Below are 18,589 nucleotides of genomic sequence, written 5' to 3' on the forward strand. Positions count from 1 at the left end.
CAGCGCCCGGCCCGTGTCATTGCATCATATGCGCACCCGACACGCCCGGGCAGACAAGACATCCGGAAGATCGTGATTTCCATGGACAACGACCAGTTTGACGATGCCCTTCTCCGCGCCGCGATGGAGCGCGCCGCCCTTTACGGCTGGCGGCGAATGACGGTTGTTGATGCCGCACGCGATGCGGGACTGAGTCTGGATGTCGCGCGCAAGCGCTTTGCGTTCAAGGCGAATATCCTGCTGACGCTGGGGCGCCTTGCGGATGAAGCGGCGCTGGTGGATGACGGATCAACCGGCACCCCGCGTGAAAAACTGTTCGACCTGCTGATGCGTCGCCTTGATGTATTCCAACAGTACCGCCCCGGTGTGCGCGCCGCGCTGCGTGCGCTGCCGTTCGACCCGCCACTGGCGCTGCTGCTGGGTGGGGCGACGGTCGAAAGCATGAAATGGATGCTTGGCGCCGCAGGTCTGGAAGTCAGCGGACTGGCGGGCGCGCTGCGTGTCCAGGCGCTGCTTGGGGCATGGACCCTGACACTGCGTGCATGGGACAAGGATGACAGCCAGGACATGGGCACCACCATGGCCACCCTCGACAAGGCACTCGACAAGGCGCTGCGTTTCAGCGCACTGCCCGGACGCGGCAAGGCCACTGATGCACCGGAATCCGCCACGGGCCTCGGGGCGCATGACTTCTCCACGGACCCAAGTGTGGACCTGCCGTTGGAACCTTTTGCCTGAAAACGGCTTTTCCATCCGTCGAAGTGCTGTTGCCCCTTTACGCGCACCCGCTTCGCGCTTTAGAAGTGCGGCAGCAACGACGAATCGTTCGTAAAAATTGGGGCGTAGCCAAGCGGTAAGGCAGCGGATTTTGATTCCGCCATGCGGAGGTTCGAATCCTCCCGCCCCAGCCAGCCGATTTTCCAAATCATCCCTATCCCCGCACGCCGCCCCTCTCTGGAGAGGCCCCTGCCGGGTGCAGGCAGCATTGCTGTTTTTGTGGCGCACCGTTGCGACTGTGACGCGTCCATTGCGATACGGGGGACAAATGCCCCCTTCTGTTCGAATCGTACGACGCAAAATCCGCATGGCGCATGATGCGCAGGCCCCATGCCAATCAGGACCGGGTCAGCGCTTGGATTTCCGTATTTCCGATATTCTTTTTTAACATTTATCATACATGTGTTCACATATGGCCGTTGCCCGTCATGCACACAGGAACGTTGGGGGAATTCTCCCACCAAAGTGCGGACTGCCCGTAATGTGCGCTGGCGGTGTACAGTCGCGGGACGGGAACGTTCTGGTCCCGTGATGCCGGTATGAATATGATATGACACGCAAATATCACAAAAATGTGATTTAAATTAGCCGCAACAGTTATTAATGTTTTTTTAAACTTATAGAGAGGATCATAAGTTTTTGATATTATTTCACGAATTTACAAATCTACTTCTGGTGCCATGATAAAATCAGACTGCTGGATGCCTCTTTACGACAATCAGTCTCCTGCTGCCCGTTTACAGTGCCCCGCCTGTTTGCTGCAGGCTTGGCCCCGATGCAACATGGGCACGGGGCCACGATGATACGCCCGCACATCCGCATTTCATTCCCTTCATTCCCACCCGCTGCGACCCGTCATTTCCGTCGCGGGGCTTTTTGCATTTTCTGCCTGTAATCTGGTTCGCATCTGAAATTGTGGAGTTCGCCATGCCCCGGGACACCCTCGATGACACGCAGGTCACAGTCCTGCCTGCCCTTGAACAGACCATTCTGGGGGTCGTCCTGATTGATGAGACCAACACGGTTACATTCTTCAACAGCGCGGCTGAACGGCTGTGGAACTGCACGCGCGCGGATGTGCTGGGCCGCAACGTCAACGTGCTGGTCCCGCGCAAGATCCGCTCATCCCATGATGACCTGATCAAGCATAATCGCGACACGGGCATCAACAAGATCGTCGGCACCTCGCGCGAGGTGCAGGTGGAACGTTTCGACGGTACCAGCTTCTGGGCGGAACTGTCGCTGTCACGCATTTCAGTCAGCGGCAAGATCGGCTACATGGCGTTGATCCGTGACATTTCCCAGGAGGTGGCGGACCGCGAAAAAATCCGCCTGCTATCACTTGTGGTACGCGAAACCGATCGTGGGGTGGTCATCCTCGATCCTGAATTCAGGCTGATTTACGTCAACCGGGCCTTTACCGACATGTTCGGCTATGAACCCAGCCACGTCATCGGCCATGGCCTGTCGGTCATCCTGGCGGGCGACACGACGGATATCAGCACGCTGAACCAGCTTCATGCCGGGGCGCAGAATGACAAGGGCTTTACCCTGGACATCCGCGCACGGCACAAGAACGGACGCGACATCTGGGTTTCGGCCACGATGAACCCGGTGTTCGAAGACCATGGCGATATCGAGAATATCGTCGTCGTGCTGACGGACATTACAGAAAACCATTTCCTCGAAACGTTGCAGCGCGACGCGCTGGAGGCAATCTCCAGCGATCTCAGCCTGCGCGAAATCATGGATTTCATCTGCCGCCGCATTGAAAATAACGGCCTCGACGTGATGCCCGCCATCTTTACGGTGGATAACAGTTCCAAGCTGAAATGCGTCGGTCGCGCCAGCCTGCCGCTGTCGCTGGTCGAACTGTTCGATTCCCTTGAAATCGGGCCGGATGTCGGCAGCAGCGGCGTCGCCGCCTATACCGGGAAAAGCATTACCTCCCCCGATATCGAGATTGACCCCAAATGGCTGACGCTGCGTTCGGCGGCCATGCGCAACGGCATCCGCGCCGCATGGGCCACCCCCATCGTACTGCGTGGCGGCAGGGTGGCCGGGGTGTTCACCCTGTATTTCCGCACCAAGCGCCAGCCGCAATCATGGTGCCAGAAGGCCGTCAGCGCCAGCCTGCATCTGTGTACGCTGGCGCTGGAGCGGTACGAGGCAAAGGAACATATCGCCAAGCTGTCGCATTTCGATACGCTGACGGGCCTGCCGAACCGGATGTGGCTGCGCCAGCACCTCGACAAGATGCTGCGCCGTCCCACACGCGGCAATTTCATGCTGCTGTCGCTGGGACTGGATAATTTCAAGAACATCAACGATGTCTTCGGCCATGCGGCGGGCGATGACCTGATTTCCTATATCGCGACGCAACTGCGTGATGCGATCGGCATCGACGACACGATCGTACGGTCCGGCGGCGATCAGTTCACGATCATCACCAGCGGCATCCAGCAGCATGCGTCATCCCTGTCTGACATGGTCCTGCGCCTGCTGTCCCAACCGATGCAGGTAGGCGACGTATCCGTCACATTTTCCGCCAGCATCGGGATCAGCGTCTATCCCGAGAATGGTGAGGCGGGGGAGACACTGCTCAAGCATGCCGAAACGGCGATGTTCCAGGCAAAGGCGCATGGGGGGGCCAATTACTGCTTCTTCAGCCCCAAGATGAACCAGCAGGCTACGGACCGCCTGATCCTTGCTGCGGCGTTGCGTGATGCGATTGCGCATGATCGCCTGCGCCTTGTCTATCAGCCGCAGGTACATGCCCGCACGGGCAAGATGTATGGGGTGGAGGCGCTGTCACGCTGGAACGACCCGACCCTTGGGTTCATTTCCCCTGCGCGCTTCATCGCCGTGGCGGAGGAAACAGGACAGATCGAGGCCATCGGCAAATGGTCGATGCGCGCGGCATGTCGCCAGATGGCCGAATGGATCCGCGACGGGATTGATGTCCCCACCGTGTCGGTCAACCTGTCCCCGCTGCATTTCCGCGATGAAAAGCTGCCGGAATTCGTGGCGGAAGTCCTGGAAGAAACAGGTATCCCGCCTGCACGCCTGATGGTGGAAATTACCGAAAGCACGATGATCGACAATTATGACCGCACCATCAAGGCCGCACAGGCGTTGCGTGAACTGGGGGTCGGCATGTCGATGGACGATTTCGGGACCGGCTTCTCTAGCCTGTCGAACCTTGCTGGCCTGCCGGTCAACGAGGTGAAGATCGACCGCAGCTTCATGAACGGTCTGGAAACAGTGGACAAGGTCCGTTCGGTCGTAACCGCGGTGATCCGCATTGGCCAGAGTCTGGGCATGACCGTGGTTGCCGAAGGGGTGGAGCATGAAGAACAGCGCCAGATCCTGGTCAACATGGATTGCGATGTGCTGCAGGGCTACATGTTCTCAAAGCCGCTTGCCTCTGACGACCTCATCACATGGCTTGCGGGCTATACGCCCAAGGAAATTGCCCCGGCCTGACGGCAGGGGTGAGCAAGAGCTTCCGGATGCCGCCTTTTTCTTAGAGAGTGTTTGAAAACAACTCACTGATAAAAAACACGAAAAGTTTTTGGGTGCTGCCTTTTTTAAAAAGGCAGCGTCTTCTGAAGCTTTTTGGAAAAAGCTTCACCAAAAACTTTTATGATTTCAGGATGTTATTGAGACTTACTTTTCAAACAGTCTCTTAAAAAAGCGGCGTGACCTGGGGGGGAGTGGAAATATCCGCGCGCGGCACGCCCTTGCATTTTATATGGGGTCACCCACCCCCGGCGGGGGCATGGCCACGCGCATTACTGCACCTGCCCCCCTGACATCGCGACCGATACAGGCACCGGCACGGCAGGCCAGAACGCCTGCATGATTTCCTCCTGAATCTGGCGCAACTGGCACTGCATCCATTCCATATATTCATGCAGGCCGCGCCCGATGATTTCCTCGGCGGTCTGTTCCGCAAGGGTTACGCGCAATTCCTCCACCCGTTCAAGGATGTGGCTGCTGTGGCGCAGGCGATATTCCCCCGACAGCAACCCCAACGCGGAATGAACCTGACGCAGGCTGGTGGAAAGTGAACGCGGAAACCCATCATTTTTGAGCAGGAATCCGACGATGTTCACCGGTGTCATCCCCGATGGCAGCACACGGCGGAACGCGTGATAGGCCGCAGCAGACCGCAGGACGGATGTCCACTGGCTGGTGTCGATATCGGACCCGACATCAACCCCGCGCGGCAACAGGATGTGATATTTGATATCCAACAGGCGGGTGATCTGGTCCGCCCGTTCCAGATATTTGCCCAGCACATAGAACAGCCATGCCTGATCACGGTACAACGTGCCTTCGGTAATGCCGAAATGGGTCTGGCATTCCTGTTTCAGGCGCGTGCAGATGCCCGACAGGCTGCCGGCCCGAACATCGCGCGGCGTCAGGTCGCGCACCCATTGCGTAAAGACGTTCAGGTGCATCCACATTTCCGTGGAAATCAGTGGACGCAACGCCCGGGCATTTTCACGTACGCCATGGGCCATCCCGGCAATGGAACCGGGATTGTCACGTTCGGTGATATAAAATCCCACGACCGCATGTTCCGACGCCTCCTCATGTATTGCATGGAAACGGTCCTCGTCCGCGTTGATCTGCAGCAGGGATTCCCACCCCGCATGACCATTGCGGGGACGGACAAAGGTGCCCGTCACCTCAATCAGGCGGGCAAGGTTTTCGATGCGCTCCATATAACGCGCCATCCATGTCATGCTCTCGGCATAACGTGACAGCAGGTTATGAAGGCCCGGCAGGACGGGTGTGGGGAAAACCGAAAGATTTTTCATGACGCAAGCACCCATGTGTCCTTTGAACCACCCCCCTGCGAGGAATTGACCACCAGCGATCCCTTGCGCAACGCCACGCGCGACAGGCCACCGGGCAGCACCCATGTATCCTTGCCCGTCACGGCAAAGGGACGCAGGTCCACATGTCGCGCCTCCAGCCCAGCCGGGCACAATGTGGGTGAAACCGACAGGTTGATGACGGGCTGGCTGATATAATTGGCGGGATCAGCCATCAGGCGCGCACGGAAATCATCCAGTTCGGCCGACGTGGCATGCGGCCCGATCAGCAGCCCATATCCCCCGGATTCCCCAACCGGCTTGACCACGAGATGTTCAAGATTCGCCAGCGTGTAATCCAGCCCCGCCTTCTCCGCACAGATATGGGTTTCCACATTATCAAGGATGGGGTCCTGATCCAGATAATACCGGATGATACGCGGCATATAGGCATAGACCGCCTTGTCATCGGCAACGCCGGTCCCAAGGGCATTGGCGATGGTGACATTCCCCCGGCGATAGGCATTCACCAGCCCCGGCACACCAAGCAGGCTGTCGGGATTGAAGACCTCCGGGTCAAGGAAATCGTCATTCAGGCGACGATAGATCGTATGGACCGGCGACAGCCCCGCGACCGTACGCATGAAAACGCGACCATCGACAACCATGAGGTCACGCCCCTCTACAAGGGGAATGCCCATTTCGCGTGCAAGGAAGACATGTTCGAAATACGCCGCATTATAAATACCCGGCGACAGCAGCACGACCTGCGGGTCGTCCACGCCCTGCGGCGCGGTTTCCGCCAGCGCGCGATGCAGGCGGGGGCCATATTCGTCAACCGGGCGGATATCCAGACCGGAGGCAAGGTCAGGCATCATGCGCAACATCATGTGCCGGTTTTCAATGACATAGGACACGCCCGACGGCGTACGGGCGTTATCCTCCAATATCAGGAAACGCCCGGCGGGGTCGCGCACCAGGTCCGTGCCGTTGACATGGACATAGACCCCGCCCGGCACGTCAAGCCCCACCATCGCGGAACAGTAATTGGCATTGCCCAACACCATTTCCGACGGGATGATCCCGTCACGCAGGATGTGGCGGTCATGGTAAATGTCCCACAGGAACAGGTTGATCGCCTGCACGCGCTGACGCACGCCGCGTTCCACATGATCCCATTCCGCCGCCGTCAGGATCCGCGGCACCACGTCAAAGGGCAGGATGCGGTCGATGGCCTGATTATCGGTATAGACGGTAAAGGTAATACCCAGGCGATAAAGCTGTGCCTCCACCGCCGCGGTGCGACGACGCAGCTCATCAAGGTCGAAATGCGCCAGCCGGTCGCGCACGCAGCGCAGGCCCGGAGTGGCGGGATCGGCACGGTGCATGAGTTCGCAAAAGGACGATGGCACGTCATATGTCGCAAACAGCCCCGCGCCCTGTCCCTGGCCGCGCCCCACCGTATCATTCATGCCCCTGCTCCCGTACCCTTGGCGGAAGGGGGGTCAGGCGTGACGGAAACATGCCCACCCACCTGCCATTTCGTTACGCTTACGACTTAGCGGAGCAAGAAAACACGTTCTTGCCAAGGTGAAATCTGCATGCCATTTCCTTTTTTCGCCATTCCTTCAACGAAATGACCACAGCGTATGGTGCTGCTGGCAAAGTCATGCAATGCATGGGGGGCGCGTGCCTGATACATTGTACGCATGGCGGTCCGGGAACATGATGCCTTTTCTTGTACGACATGCTTTCGTGAAAGCCCCCCTGTGATGAACCGGCCCGTCACGCTGGTTCACCGGACAAGCTACCATTACGACCGCCCGGTTTTCCTTGGCCCCCAGACCATCCGCCTGCGCCCGCACGCGGCATGCCCGACCCCCATCGTATCCTATGCCATGGATATTGCGCCCCATGACCACCACAGGACATGGCGACATGATGATTTTGGCAACCACGAAGCCCACATCACATTTGACCGGCAGGTTCGTGATTTCGACATCACGGTGCGCCTGACGGCGGACCTTGCCCCAGCAACAGGTTCCGCCCCGTGCGCCGAGCTTATCCCCACCCCGGCCCCGGCGCTTGGCACCTTCATGACGCCACAGGCCGCCGGGCCGCACCTGCGCGCCTTCGTTGCGGAGGCCGCGTCGATCCACACTGCCGACCCATGCGCCCGGCTGGCGGCGATCAACCGGATGATTGCCACCCGCACCACCTACCGCACCCGCATGGAGGCCGGTGTCTGGGACGCCGAAGAAACACTGGGCCGCCAGACGGGATCATGCCGTGACAGCGCGTGGCTGTTCATACAGGTCCTGCGCCACATGGGCATACCCGCGCGTTTCGTGTCGGGATACCTGATACAACCCGATGCCAGCGGCACGACATGCGACCTGCATGCCTGGGCACAGGCCCATATCCCCGACATCGGATGGGTGGGGTTCGACACCACGTCGGGACTGCTGACGTCACGGGGACACATCGCGCTGGCAGCGGCGGCACATCCCGAACAGGTCGCCCCGGTTTCAGGGCTGCTCGACAGTTGTAACGCAACCCTCGACGTTTCGATGACCCTTCATCATGCAGGCCGCAGCGACAACACAAAGGCCCATGAGATAAAGGCCCAGAAGATAAAGGACTGTCACGACCCACACGGGAATGCCATATCCTGACTTTCCCCATGGGGCGTGGCACATGCACCCCTTCGCGTTACGGAAAGCAAACAGCCGTGCAACTCTTTTCATGCCAGTCTTGCGATCAGGTCCTGTTTTTCGAAAATACGGCCTGCGAACGCTGTGGGCACCGGCTAGGCTATATCCCCACCCTTAACAGCCTGTCTGCACTGACCCCGACCGAAGATGGCAACGCATGGCATGCGCTTGATACACGTGCAGATGACGGCCCTTACCGATTCTGCGCCAACCATGCCCATGGAACCTGCAACTGGCTGATCCCCGCCAGCCAGCCCGGACAGGCATTCTGCGTTGCATGCCAGTTCAACCGCATCATCCCCAACCTGTCCGTGCCCGGCAACCTGGAACGATGGCACAAGATCGAAATCGCCAAGCATCGCCTGTTCTATACGTTGCTGCGCCTTCACCTGCCGATGCATACGCGCCAACAGGACCCCACAGAGGGGCTGGCCTTCGATTTCCTTGATGACGCACCCAAGGGGCCACCGGTCATGACGGGGCACCAGAACGGCCTGATCACCATCGCCCTGCGCGAAGCCGATGATGCCCAGCGCGAGAAGATGCGCATGGAAATGGGCGAACCTTACCGCACGCTGCTGGGCCATTTCCGCCATGAAATCGGACATTATTACTGGAACCTGCTGGTACGCGACGAGCAGTTCCTGACGCAATGCAGGGCCATTTTCGGCGATGACCGCATGGATTACCAACAGGCGTTGCAACGGCATTATGAAAATGGGCCACCACAGGGATGGCGGACGCATTATGTCAGCGAATACGCCACCTGCCACCCGTGGGAGGATTTTGCAGAGACATGGGCGCATTACCTGCACATCGTCTCCACGCTGGAAACGGCATGGGCCTATGGCATGACGGTGCGTGAACAGCCCGGCAATCCACAGAGCCAGCGCGCCATGATTGACGACAATCCCTATGACGTGGCGGCATTCGATACCATTGCGCAGGGGTGGCTGCCACTGACCTATGCCGTCAACAGCCTGAACCGGTCCATGGGACTGGCGGATTTCTATCCTTTCGTGCTGACACCGGCCATTCTGCGCAAGCTGTCATTTATCCATACGCTGGTACATGCGGCACGTGACAGACAGTAAAACCCGTCACACCGCAAACAAATCTTGTGGAACACCCATGATCCATGTCCAGAATCGTATAGTCTTGTCCGCCCTTAATATATTTATTAAAAAACTATAAATTTATTTTTCAATTATTTCGGACTGAAACATTTGTACACATTAAAGACACTATAAGGTCGCGTTCATAATGCTTTATTGATGAAATAAATAGGAGGGACATTTCATGAAGTTTACACGTTTCCTGATGATTGCCGGTGTTGCTGGTGCCCTTGGTGCGTATGGCGTTCCCGCCATGGCGCAGGACGAGCAAAACAACCACCACCACGAAGAGCGCCATGAAGAGCAGGGCAACCACGGCGAACATCGCGATGGCGAAAATGGTGGCGAGCATAAAGAAGGTGAGCACCATGAAGGTGAACATCACGAGGGCAGGCACCATGGCGGCAAGCACCACAACCACGACGGCAACACCAGCAACGACAGCAACAACAACTGACCTGCCGTGATCCCGCCTGAATGGCGGGCCGTGATTGGTTATGAAGGGGGAACTCCCATAGAGGGGTTCCCCCTTTTTACCATGTCCACATGGTTATTCTGAAATCGACCCACGGGTAAATGAGAGCGAAAGTTCAGATTCCCAAAGAATCCGCTTTCAAAAACATCACAAAAACATTGTCTTTTTGAACAGGCCGCGTCCAAAAGCTTTGATTGTTCTTTCCCAACCGGCCATTGCCCAACCGCCCCTATCGCCCACTGTCCTGTAGGCGTCAGCTTTTCGGGCAATTTTTCAGGTAATCTCCGGGGGATCGGACGTCATCCCGTCCCCCTCTGGCAATTGCATATCACGGCACGAATCACGCAAGATCGCCACGAAATGCGCAATCAGCGGCGAATGCTGCCCCGCGCGTATTGCAATCGCCAGGTCCGCCTTGGGCGCCTTGGGCCCCAGCGAGTGATAGGTCACCCCCCCCGAATGGATCTGGTGCAGTGATTGTGGCACCACAGAAATGCCAAGACCCGCCGCAACCAGCGGTACGGTCGAGGCGATCTGCGGGGCCTGCTGTCCCATACGGGGGGTAAAGCCCGCATTCTGGCACGCCGACAGGATGGCGTCATGAAACCCGGGACCAAGTTCGCGCGGAAAGATGATCAATGGTTCATCCGCCAGCATCTCAAGCTCCAGCCTTGGGCGGGAGGCCAGCTCGTGCCCCTTGGGCAGCGCCACCACCGTTGGTTCCGCCAGCAGGGGCGAAACAACCAGCCCCTCCCCCCCATCGGGCACGGGGGGGCGGACGATTGCGATATCGATGGCCCGGTCATGCAACGCCTTGCGCAGGGCGGGCGTATTGCTTTCCTCCAGCGAGATGGTGACATCAGGCCATTCCTCGCGAAAGTGGCGCACCGTCTGCGGGATCAGCGGCAACAGCGACACCGCCCCCGCCAGCCCGACCCGCAGGTGCCCACGTTCACCCCGCGCAAGGCCGGTCGCGATGGACAGGAACTGCTGTTGCATGCCAAGGATGGCCTTGGCCTGATCCATCAGTACGACGCCCACATCCGTCAGACGCACCCCACGTGTCAGCCGCTGGAACAGCAGGACGCCAAGTTCGTTCTCGAACTGCTTGATCTGCTGGCTCAGGGGGGGCTGCTCTATCCCCAACTGTTCGGCCGCGCGTGTGAAACTGCCATTTTCCGCGACAGCGACAAAATAGCGTAGATGTCTTAAATCCATTTGCCATATAAATAATATATGGAAACCTAGTTCAATATATATTTGACGCCATAACATACCATGCGCCACGTTCCCCCCATCTGTTACGGATGAGTGCTCCCTGATGAAGATTGGCCTGTTTATTCCCTGTTATATTGATGCTTTCTACCCGCAGGCCGGCATTGCCACGCTGGAGTTGCTGGAAAAACTGGGACAGGATGTCGAATACCCGCTTGACCAGACGTGCTGTGGACAGCCAATGGGCAATTCCGGCTGCAATTCCGATGCCGCCGCTGCCGAGGCCCTGTTCGTGCGCAACTTCGCCCGGTTTGACAAGATCGTCATGCCATCAGGCAGTTGCACGCATCATGTACGCGACAATTTCGACGCCATCCCCCAGACCGATGAGGTCCGTCATGTGCGTGAAAACACCTATGAACTGGTGGAATTCCTGCATGACATCCTGAAGGTGGAGGAATTCCCATGGGCGGAGTTCAACCACACAGTCGGCCTGCATAACAGTTGCGGCACCCTGCGCTCACTCCGCACCGCCAGCATGTCGGAACTGGGTGAAAAACCGTTTTCCAAGCCGATGGACCTGCTGACGAAGGTCAAGGGCATCCGTTTTGCGACCCCCAAGCGGCCTGACGAATGCTGTGGTTTTGGCGGCACCTTCTCCGTCACGGAAGAAGCGGTGTCCGCACGGATGGGCGTGGACAAGGTGCGCGACCATTACCAGGCCGGCGCGGAATATATCGTATCGGCGGATTCGTCGTGCGTGATGCACCAGCAGGGCTGCGCCGAACGTGCCGGTATCCCGATCCGCTTCATCCATATCGCACAGATCCTGAACGGAGCACGGTCATGAGCAACAGGCCGGTCAACCACGCCAGAGCCGCCGAAAAATTCCTCGAAGATGCCCCTCACCTGCAGTTCCATGATGAACGCCTGTGGGACATGCGCCAGAAACGCGATGACCAGATGCACATGCTGCCCGAATGGCAGGAACTGCGCACCGAGGCCTCGCGCATCAAGGAACATACGCTCGCCCGCCTGCCGGAATATCTGGAGCAGTTCGAGGAGAACGCAAAGAAAAACGGCATCCACGTCCACTGGGCACGTGACGGGGCGGAACATAACCGTATCGTGGGCGAGATCCTCCAAGCCCACAACGCACGCAGCCTGATCAAAAGCAAGTCGATGGTCACTGAAGAATGTGACATGCGGCCCTACCTTGAAAAACGCGGCGTCACCGTCACCGAAACCGACCTTGGCGAACGCATCCAGCAGCTTGACGATCAGCTTCCCAGCCACATCGTCGTACCCGCCGTGCATAAGCTGACATCGGATGTCGCACGCATCTTTGCCAAGGATTACAAGACCGACCCCGACATCCGCGCCCCCCACCTGCTGGCGGAGGCACAACGACAGGCGGCCCGTCCCGTAATCCTGCACGCCGATGCGGGGATGACAGGCGGCAATTTCGTCGTCGCGGAAACCGGCACCTTTGTCGTCTGTACGAACGAAGGCAATGCCGACCTCAGCGCCACCGTGCCAAACCTGCATATCGCAACCATCGGCATCGAACGCCTTGTGCCGCGCATGGCCGACCTTGGTGTTTTCATCCGCCTGCTGTCACGCAGTGCGCTGGGATCGCCCATCACGCAATACACAACGCATTTCCGTGGCCCGCAGAAGGGGGGCGAAATGCATGTCGTCTTCGTCGATAACGGGCGCTCCGCACGGCTGGGGATGGAGGATTTCTGGACCTCGCTCAAATGCATCCGTTGCGGGGCATGCATGAATACCTGCCCCGTCTATCGCCGGTCGGGTGGCCTGTCCTATGGCGCGGTGTATTCAGGACCGATCGGGGCGATCATCGACCCGACCTTCAACGAACGCAAATACAGCACCCTGCCCTATGCCTCCACGCTGAATGGCAGTTGCACCAATGTCTGCCCGGTCAAGATCAACATCCACGAACAGTTGTACAAATGGCGCCGCGTGCTGGTGCAGCACCATGAAATGCCGTTCGTCAAGCGTGAGATCATGCACATGGCGGGCAAGCTGATGGGACAGCCAAAGCTGTACCGCGCCGCCATCAGCGCCACGGAAACAGCCCTGGGCACGCTGCCGCGCTTTGCGCTGTATAACTGGCTCAATCCATGGGGCAAGCACCGCGAAAATCCCCATCCGGTCAAACAGACATTCCATGCATGGTACAAGGCCAACCGGACAGACAAGGCCAGCAAGACCGAGGACTCACGATGAACGCGCGCGATACAATCCTTCAGGCCCTGCGCACCAACCGCCCCGCGCCAGAGCAGTATCCCCTGCCGCCCGTTGTGACGCTGGGCAATCTTGACGCCAGCGTGGAACGGTTCGTTGCCTCGCTCAAGCTCCTGGGCGGGGACGTGATGGAACGTCAGGGTGACGAAACGCTTGACGCGGCAATCGCACGACGTTTCCCCGATGCGCGCAATGTCTGTTCCGCCGTGCCCGAAACCAACGGCACGATGCGCGCGGAAACCCTGAAAACCCCACAGGACGCCCAGGATGTGGACATCGCGGTCGTACGCGCGGCCTTCGGCATTGCGGAGACGGGGTCGATTTTCCTGAGCGAGGCGCAATTGCCCCTGAATTCATTGGCGCATCTGGCACAGCATATCGTCATCCTGCTGTCGCCGGGCGAGATCACGGCCAATATGCACACGGCCTATCAGACGCGGCCGGAATTCCACACTGCGCATTATGGCGTGTTGATGAGCGGCCCTTCCGCAACGGCGGATATCCAGGGCGTGCTGATCCGCGGCGCGCAGGGCGTACGTAGCCTGAGCGTATGGTTCACCTGACCCGGCCCACGGGCCGTGCCACAGTGATAGATGTCACATAATATATGTGCCCGCCGGCCGTCACATGACGGTCGGCGGGCAAAGTTATATCAGACAGCCTTTTTCAGGTTGGGACTCGCCTTGAAACGGACGGTCTTGCCTGCCTTGACCTTGACAGGTTCGCCAGTGCGCGGATTAAGCGCCTTGCGAGCCTTGGTTTTCTTGACGGTAAAAGTACCGAATGACGGCAGGGTGAACCCACCTTCGCGCTTCAGTTCCTTGATAATAGCTTCCATCAGGTCCGAAGCAGCCTGGTTGGCGGCCACGCCAGTGCAATCGATCGAATCCTGAATCACGGCGGCAATAAAGGCTTTGCTCATCGAGACTGTCTGCTCCTTTCAAACCATGCTGTATAAAATCAGGTCATATCCTGTCCCCGCCCGCGATGGTGCATGAACCATCATGGCCGGGAGGTCGCGGGTTGTAACGCGGCAGATAGAGTTACGCCAGAGAATTTTTGTCATTACATGCCAAATATTGCTGTTCTGATCAGCAAAAGCGTCATCCCTTACCGAAGTAGACGATATGATACCAACTTTGGTGAAGAGGGAATGTTTTATATCGAATATGTATCATTATTTCACATTCCTGTCATCTTTCCCCGGACAGGCATCCCCGCAAAATGCCCGAAAAGACCAGCAGGAATCAGGGACAACACCATGCCACATGTCGCATCATGGCATCATATGCGCGCATACCTGAAATCGCGCCAGATACCCTGCCCCGTCACGTGAGGGGAATAAAAAATCCGCCCCGGCCATTTCCCGGGACGGATCATCCGTGGATCAATTGGCAGGCAACCGCGCCGTCATCAGACCCTATGCCTTGAAATTCTGTGCGCCGAGGTCCGTCACACCCACGAAGGTCACGCGCGTATGGTCCGACAGGGACACCGTGGTATTGCCACCGGCCACGGTTGCGGCGGCGATCATGTCCTGCAGGGACGCCTGCGTCATGTTGTACCCACTCAGTTGCACGACATTTCCCGATGACTTGCCAAAATCCTTGATGATGTCCTGGCCGCCTGCATGCCCCTTGATAAAGATGAAATCATTGATGCCATTGGCGCCGGACATCGTGTCGTTGCCACTGCCACCGATCAGGGTGTTATGGCCGCTGCCGCCGATGGCAGTGATGTCACCCGTCGAATTGCTGCCATCGAACAGTTCATTGCCTGACCCCTGGCTGCCATCAAAATCGGTATAGGTATCATCGCTGGCGGTAATGTTCAGGTCATCGGTGCCAGCCGCGCCATAAATGGTGCTGCGCCATGCGCTTACGGTGGCGCTACCGCGGGCATTGAGGAACCGCAGGCAGCCATCGACACTGACATCGCCGCCGGTCGGATCGTTGATCGTCACGAATCCGGTGGCGGAAATCGTATCCCCCGCCTCGCTGTTCATCGTCTGCGCCTCCAGCAGGTCTTCAAGCCCGTACAGGCCCTGCTGGTTCATCAGGGTGACACTGTCATCCGTGCCGCCGGTGATCGTGCTGCCGCCATGCACGGTCATGCTGTTGTCGCTGCCGGTATCGGTCACACGCGACTTTGCCCCAAGGTCAAGGCTGGAACCGCCAGAAACCGATCCCTTGCTTTCAAGCGTGACATTCTGTGCCGCGCCAGCGGCGGAATAAACGGTATCCGCGCCTTTCAGGTCCAGCGTGTTGTTGGCGGCGGCAAGGTAGATCGCGGCCGCCCCGATGCCAGCATTGATCGTGTCCTGACCGGTGCCGGTGCTGATGGTGTCGCGCCCGGCGCCGGTATTGATGACGTAATCACCCGACCCGCCGATAAACACGTTATTGCCTGATGCCGCCGTAAAGACCCCGGACTGGCTGCCGGCGGTATAGGTCACGCCGCCGCTGTCACCCGCGATCACATCCACCGGCGTCGTGACACCCGTGGCGTTGACGGATACGGCCTGACTGAGCGTCTGCCCGTTCAGGCCACCGATGACGATGCCTGCATCGCTGCCATCAAGGGTATAGGTCCCGCCTGACGTGATATCGACGAAGGTGCGGGCGGCGGTGGCCTGGTTCGTGCCGGTCGTCGCACTGACCATCGTGTCATCCGCCAGCGTCGCAGTCACCTGCTGCGCATATTGCTGGGCAAGGGTATTGGTGAACGTACTGTCAGTGGCAATGGATACGGTACTACCCTGCGCACCCGTGATGCTTACAGCCTGCATGCTTTGCGCTCCCTGTTCCGTGGTGCGGACATGGGCCACGCGCCCTGCCACCAACCTGTTCCGACCTGTGGGGGGATATCCATGCGTTACGGAACAACCGCCTGCATCCCACCGTGAATGGGGCCGCCGCCGTCACCAGCGCGGCGTACCCGATCCCGCACGCAGGAATTAGACAGAAGGAAGTTAACAATTCTCGAAGACGACAGGCCGGGCCGACGGATTGCGCAAATTGGCCGGCTGGCGTTACTTCAGGGGAACAGCGCGCTCTATTTCCTCGACCCACAAGCGCGCATTCCCATCTGATGGCGCACGCCAGTCGCCGCGCGGTGACAATGCCCCACCCGCCAGCACCTTGGGGCCGTTGGGCATGGCGGAACGCTTGAACTGGCTGAAGCCAAAGAAACGCTCCACGAACACCAGCAGCCAGCGACGGATCTCCTCCAGCGGGTAGGCCACCTTGCGATCATCGGGGAATCCGGGTGGCCATGCCCCACACGTGGCATCACCCCAGGCATGGTACGCCATGAACGCGATGCGCGACGGGCGGAACCCATGGCGCAGGATATAATACAGGTTAAAGTCCTGCAGGGCGTATGGGCCGATTCGTGCCTCGGTGCTCTGGACCGGGTGCCCCTCATGCGCGGGGATCAGTTCGGGCGAAATTTCCGTATCGAGGATGTCACGCAAGATGACACAGGTCCGCGCATCCTCTGCCCCGCTGGACATGACCCAGCGGATCAGGTGCTGGATCAGCGTTTTGGGCAGGCCGGCATTGACATTGTAATGCGACATCTGGTCCCCCACGCCATAGGTACACCACCCCAGCGCAAGTTCGGACAGGTCGCCTGTGCCAATGACGATGCCCCCTGACTGGTTCGCCAGCCGGAACAGGAAATCGGTGCGCAACCCGGCCTGCACATTTTCAAACGTTACATCATATACCGCCGCCCCCCCGGCAAAGGGGTGCCCCATCTGTTCCAGCATCATGCGTGCGGTTGGCCGGATGTCGATTTCCGCCGCCGTGACGCCAAGGGCCTCCATCAACGCCAGTGCGTTGGAACGTGTTCCCGCCGTCGTACCGAATCCGGGCATGGTATAGGCCATCACCACATCGCGCCCCAGCCCGAGTTCATCCGCCGCCCTGACCGCGACCAGCAGTGCGTGCGTGGAATCAAGCCCCCCCGAAATGCCGATCACCATGCGTCGTGCGCCCGATGTCCGCATCCGCTGCTTCAGCGCGGACACCTGAATGGCAAATGCCTCGTAGCAGTCCTGCTCAAGCTGGGTGGGATCGGACGGCACGAAGGGAAAGCGTGCGATGTCGCGCCGCAGCCCGATGTCACGCATCGGTGGATCAAGGACAAACCCCACCCGCCGCCATGTGCCATCCCCGCCTGCCGCGCGACGGTTGTCGCCAAATGTGCCCATGCGCATGCGTTCCTGCCGCAGCAGGTCAAGATCGACATCGGCCACCGCACGCACGGCACCCGTGGGAAAGCGGGCACTGCGCGCAAGGACCGCCCCATTTTCAAACACCGAAACCTGTCCGTCCCAGGCAAGGTCTGTGGTCGATTCCCCCTCCCCCGCGGCGGCATAGACATAGGCGCAGACGCACCGCGCCGTATGGGCCTGGCACAGCAGGGTGCGGGTCTGCGCCTTGCCAACCGTGATGTCACTGGCGGACAGGTTGGCGATCACGCTTGCCCCCGCCAATGCGGCATGGGTGCTGGGGGGCTGGGGCACCCACATATCCTCGCAGATTTCCACCCCAAGCGTCAGGCCCGGCACGTCAGCCGCATCGAACAGGAGGTCCGTCCCGAACGGCGCGTCCTGTCCGCCGACGCGGATATGCCTGTCGCGCACGCCCGCGCCGGGGGCGAACTGCCGCGCCTCATAGAATTCACGGTAATTGGGCAGGTAGGACTTGGGCACCACGCCAAGGACGCGGCCACGGTGGATCACGATGGCGCAGTTATACAGTTCGCCCCCATGACATAACGGCGCGCCCACCACCAGCACCGGCAACAGCCCGGCCGTGGCCGCCGCCAGTTCGGCCACGGCCGCATCCACACGCTCCAGCACGACATCCTGCTGGCGCAGGTCCTCAATGGCATAACCGCACAGGCCGAGTTCGGGGAAAACCGCAACCGCCACCCCATCCGCGTCACAGGCGCCTGCCTGCTGTACAGTGCGCGCGACATTGGCCTGCGGGTCCGCCAGCGCCACCGGCAGCGTGCAGGCCGCGACCCGCGCGAACCCATGACGATAGAGTGCGTGGAAATCCGTCATGAAACTGCCTCCGCCTGATGCCGCAACCCGGCCACGTAGCGCCCCTACGTACCGCCCCCACGGGACAGCGCACGCAGCACGGACCGTCAGATGTAGTCCTACATCCGGCCCGTCACAAA

14 protein-coding genes and 1 tRNA gene are annotated in these 18,589 nt (G+C 59.3%); 9 read left to right on the forward strand and 6 right to left on the reverse strand.

Annotated elements, in window-relative coordinates:
* Positions 1-81 precede the first annotated feature (81 nt).
* The 3 genes from IFJ82_RS14775 to IFJ82_RS14785 all read left to right on the forward strand — a co-directional run bounded on the left by IFJ82_RS14775 (position 82) and on the right by IFJ82_RS14785 (position 4,263).
* The gene (locus IFJ82_RS14775) at positions 82-738 is read left to right on the forward strand and encodes a hypothetical protein (protein ID WP_062808535.1); all 657 of its coding nucleotides are present in this window, start codon (positions 82-84) and stop codon (positions 736-738) included.
* Between the two features lie 98 nt (positions 739-836).
* Positions 837-911 (forward strand) — tRNA-Gln (locus tag IFJ82_RS14780).
* Between the two features lie 793 nt (positions 912-1,704).
* On the forward strand, positions 1,705-4,263 hold the full coding sequence (locus tag IFJ82_RS14785; protein WP_110550136.1) for an EAL domain-containing protein: 2,559 nt from the start codon (positions 1,705-1,707) through the stop codon (positions 4,261-4,263).
* 308 nt (positions 4,264-4,571) lie between these two features.
* On the opposite strand, the gene IFJ82_RS14790 is transcribed toward IFJ82_RS14785, so the two are convergent.
* Together IFJ82_RS14790 and IFJ82_RS14795 are read right to left on the reverse strand one after the other, a co-directional pair.
* On the reverse strand, positions 4,572-5,621 hold the full coding sequence (locus IFJ82_RS14790; RefSeq protein ID WP_040510386.1) for an alpha-E domain-containing protein: 1,050 nt from the start codon (positions 5,619-5,621) through the stop codon (positions 4,572-4,574).
* A complete protein-coding gene (locus tag IFJ82_RS14795) occupies positions 5,603-7,075 on the reverse strand; it encodes a circularly permuted type 2 ATP-grasp protein (RefSeq protein WP_003617472.1) in 1,473 nt (490 codons plus the stop codon). The genes IFJ82_RS14790 and IFJ82_RS14795 overlap by 19 nt, the downstream gene beginning before the upstream one ends.
* Positions 7,076-7,375: 300 nt before the next feature.
* Here IFJ82_RS14795 and IFJ82_RS14800 point away from each other — a divergent pair, with 300 nt between their 5' ends.
* The 3 genes from IFJ82_RS14800 (at position 7,376) to IFJ82_RS14810 (ending at position 9,889) form a co-directional block, all read left to right on the forward strand.
* On the forward strand, positions 7,376-8,278 hold the full coding sequence (locus IFJ82_RS14800) for a transglutaminase family protein (RefSeq protein ID WP_081378624.1): 903 nt from the start codon (positions 7,376-7,378) through the stop codon (positions 8,276-8,278).
* Positions 8,279-8,334: 56 nt separating this feature from the next.
* A complete protein-coding gene (locus tag IFJ82_RS14805) occupies positions 8,335-9,411 on the forward strand; it encodes a zinc-binding metallopeptidase family protein (protein WP_192265074.1) in 1,077 nt (358 codons plus the stop codon).
* A gap of 205 nt (positions 9,412-9,616) precedes the next feature.
* The gene (locus IFJ82_RS14810) at positions 9,617-9,889 is read left to right on the forward strand and encodes a hypothetical protein (RefSeq protein ID WP_062808532.1); all 273 of its coding nucleotides are present in this window, start codon (positions 9,617-9,619) and stop codon (positions 9,887-9,889) included.
* A 291-nt stretch (positions 9,890-10,180) separates the two neighbouring features.
* Here the strand turns inward: IFJ82_RS14810 and IFJ82_RS14815 are convergent, their stop codons facing one another.
* Positions 10,181-11,125: a LysR family transcriptional regulator gene (locus IFJ82_RS14815; protein ID WP_062808531.1), complete on the reverse strand. Its 945-nt coding sequence runs from the start codon at positions 11,123-11,125 to the stop codon at positions 10,181-10,183.
* 103 nt (positions 11,126-11,228) lie between these two features.
* On the opposite strand from IFJ82_RS14815, the gene IFJ82_RS14820 reads away from it, so the two are divergent.
* Genes IFJ82_RS14820 through IFJ82_RS14830 form a run of 3 tightly spaced genes read left to right on the forward strand, consistent with a single transcriptional unit; the run spans position 11,229 to position 13,956 of the window.
* The gene (locus IFJ82_RS14820; protein WP_003617461.1) at positions 11,229-11,972 is read left to right on the forward strand and encodes a (Fe-S)-binding protein; all 744 of its coding nucleotides are present in this window, start codon (positions 11,229-11,231) and stop codon (positions 11,970-11,972) included.
* Positions 11,969-13,375: a lactate utilization protein B gene (locus IFJ82_RS14825; RefSeq protein WP_192265076.1), complete on the forward strand. Its 1,407-nt coding sequence runs from the start codon at positions 11,969-11,971 to the stop codon at positions 13,373-13,375. The genes IFJ82_RS14820 and IFJ82_RS14825 overlap by 4 nt, the downstream gene beginning before the upstream one ends.
* A complete protein-coding gene (locus tag IFJ82_RS14830) occupies positions 13,372-13,956 on the forward strand; it encodes a LutC/YkgG family protein (protein WP_003617457.1) in 585 nt (194 codons plus the stop codon). The genes IFJ82_RS14825 and IFJ82_RS14830 overlap by 4 nt, the downstream gene beginning before the upstream one ends.
* Before the next feature lie 89 nt (positions 13,957-14,045).
* On the opposite strand, the gene IFJ82_RS14835 is transcribed toward IFJ82_RS14830, so the two are convergent.
* The 3 genes from IFJ82_RS14835 to IFJ82_RS14845 form a co-directional block, all read right to left on the reverse strand.
* Positions 14,046-14,315 carry an HU family DNA-binding protein gene (locus IFJ82_RS14835; RefSeq protein WP_003617455.1) on the reverse strand — a complete coding sequence of 90 codons (270 nt, stop codon included), beginning with the start codon at positions 14,313-14,315 and terminating at the stop codon, positions 14,046-14,048.
* A gap of 498 nt (positions 14,316-14,813) precedes the next feature.
* On the reverse strand, positions 14,814-16,232 hold the full coding sequence (locus IFJ82_RS14840) for a hypothetical protein (protein ID WP_048859178.1): 1,419 nt from the start codon (positions 16,230-16,232) through the stop codon (positions 14,814-14,816).
* 192 nt (positions 16,233-16,424) lie between these two features.
* Positions 16,425-18,470, reverse strand: a complete 2,046-nt coding sequence (locus IFJ82_RS14845) for an NAD(+) synthase (protein WP_003617452.1) — start codon at positions 18,468-18,470, stop codon at positions 16,425-16,427.
* Positions 18,471-18,589: the final 119 nt, after the last annotated feature.

The sequence above is a fragment of the Novacetimonas hansenii genome, from assembly GCF_014843995.1.
Taxonomy (GTDB): Bacteria; Pseudomonadota; Alphaproteobacteria; order Acetobacterales; family Acetobacteraceae; genus Novacetimonas; species Novacetimonas hansenii.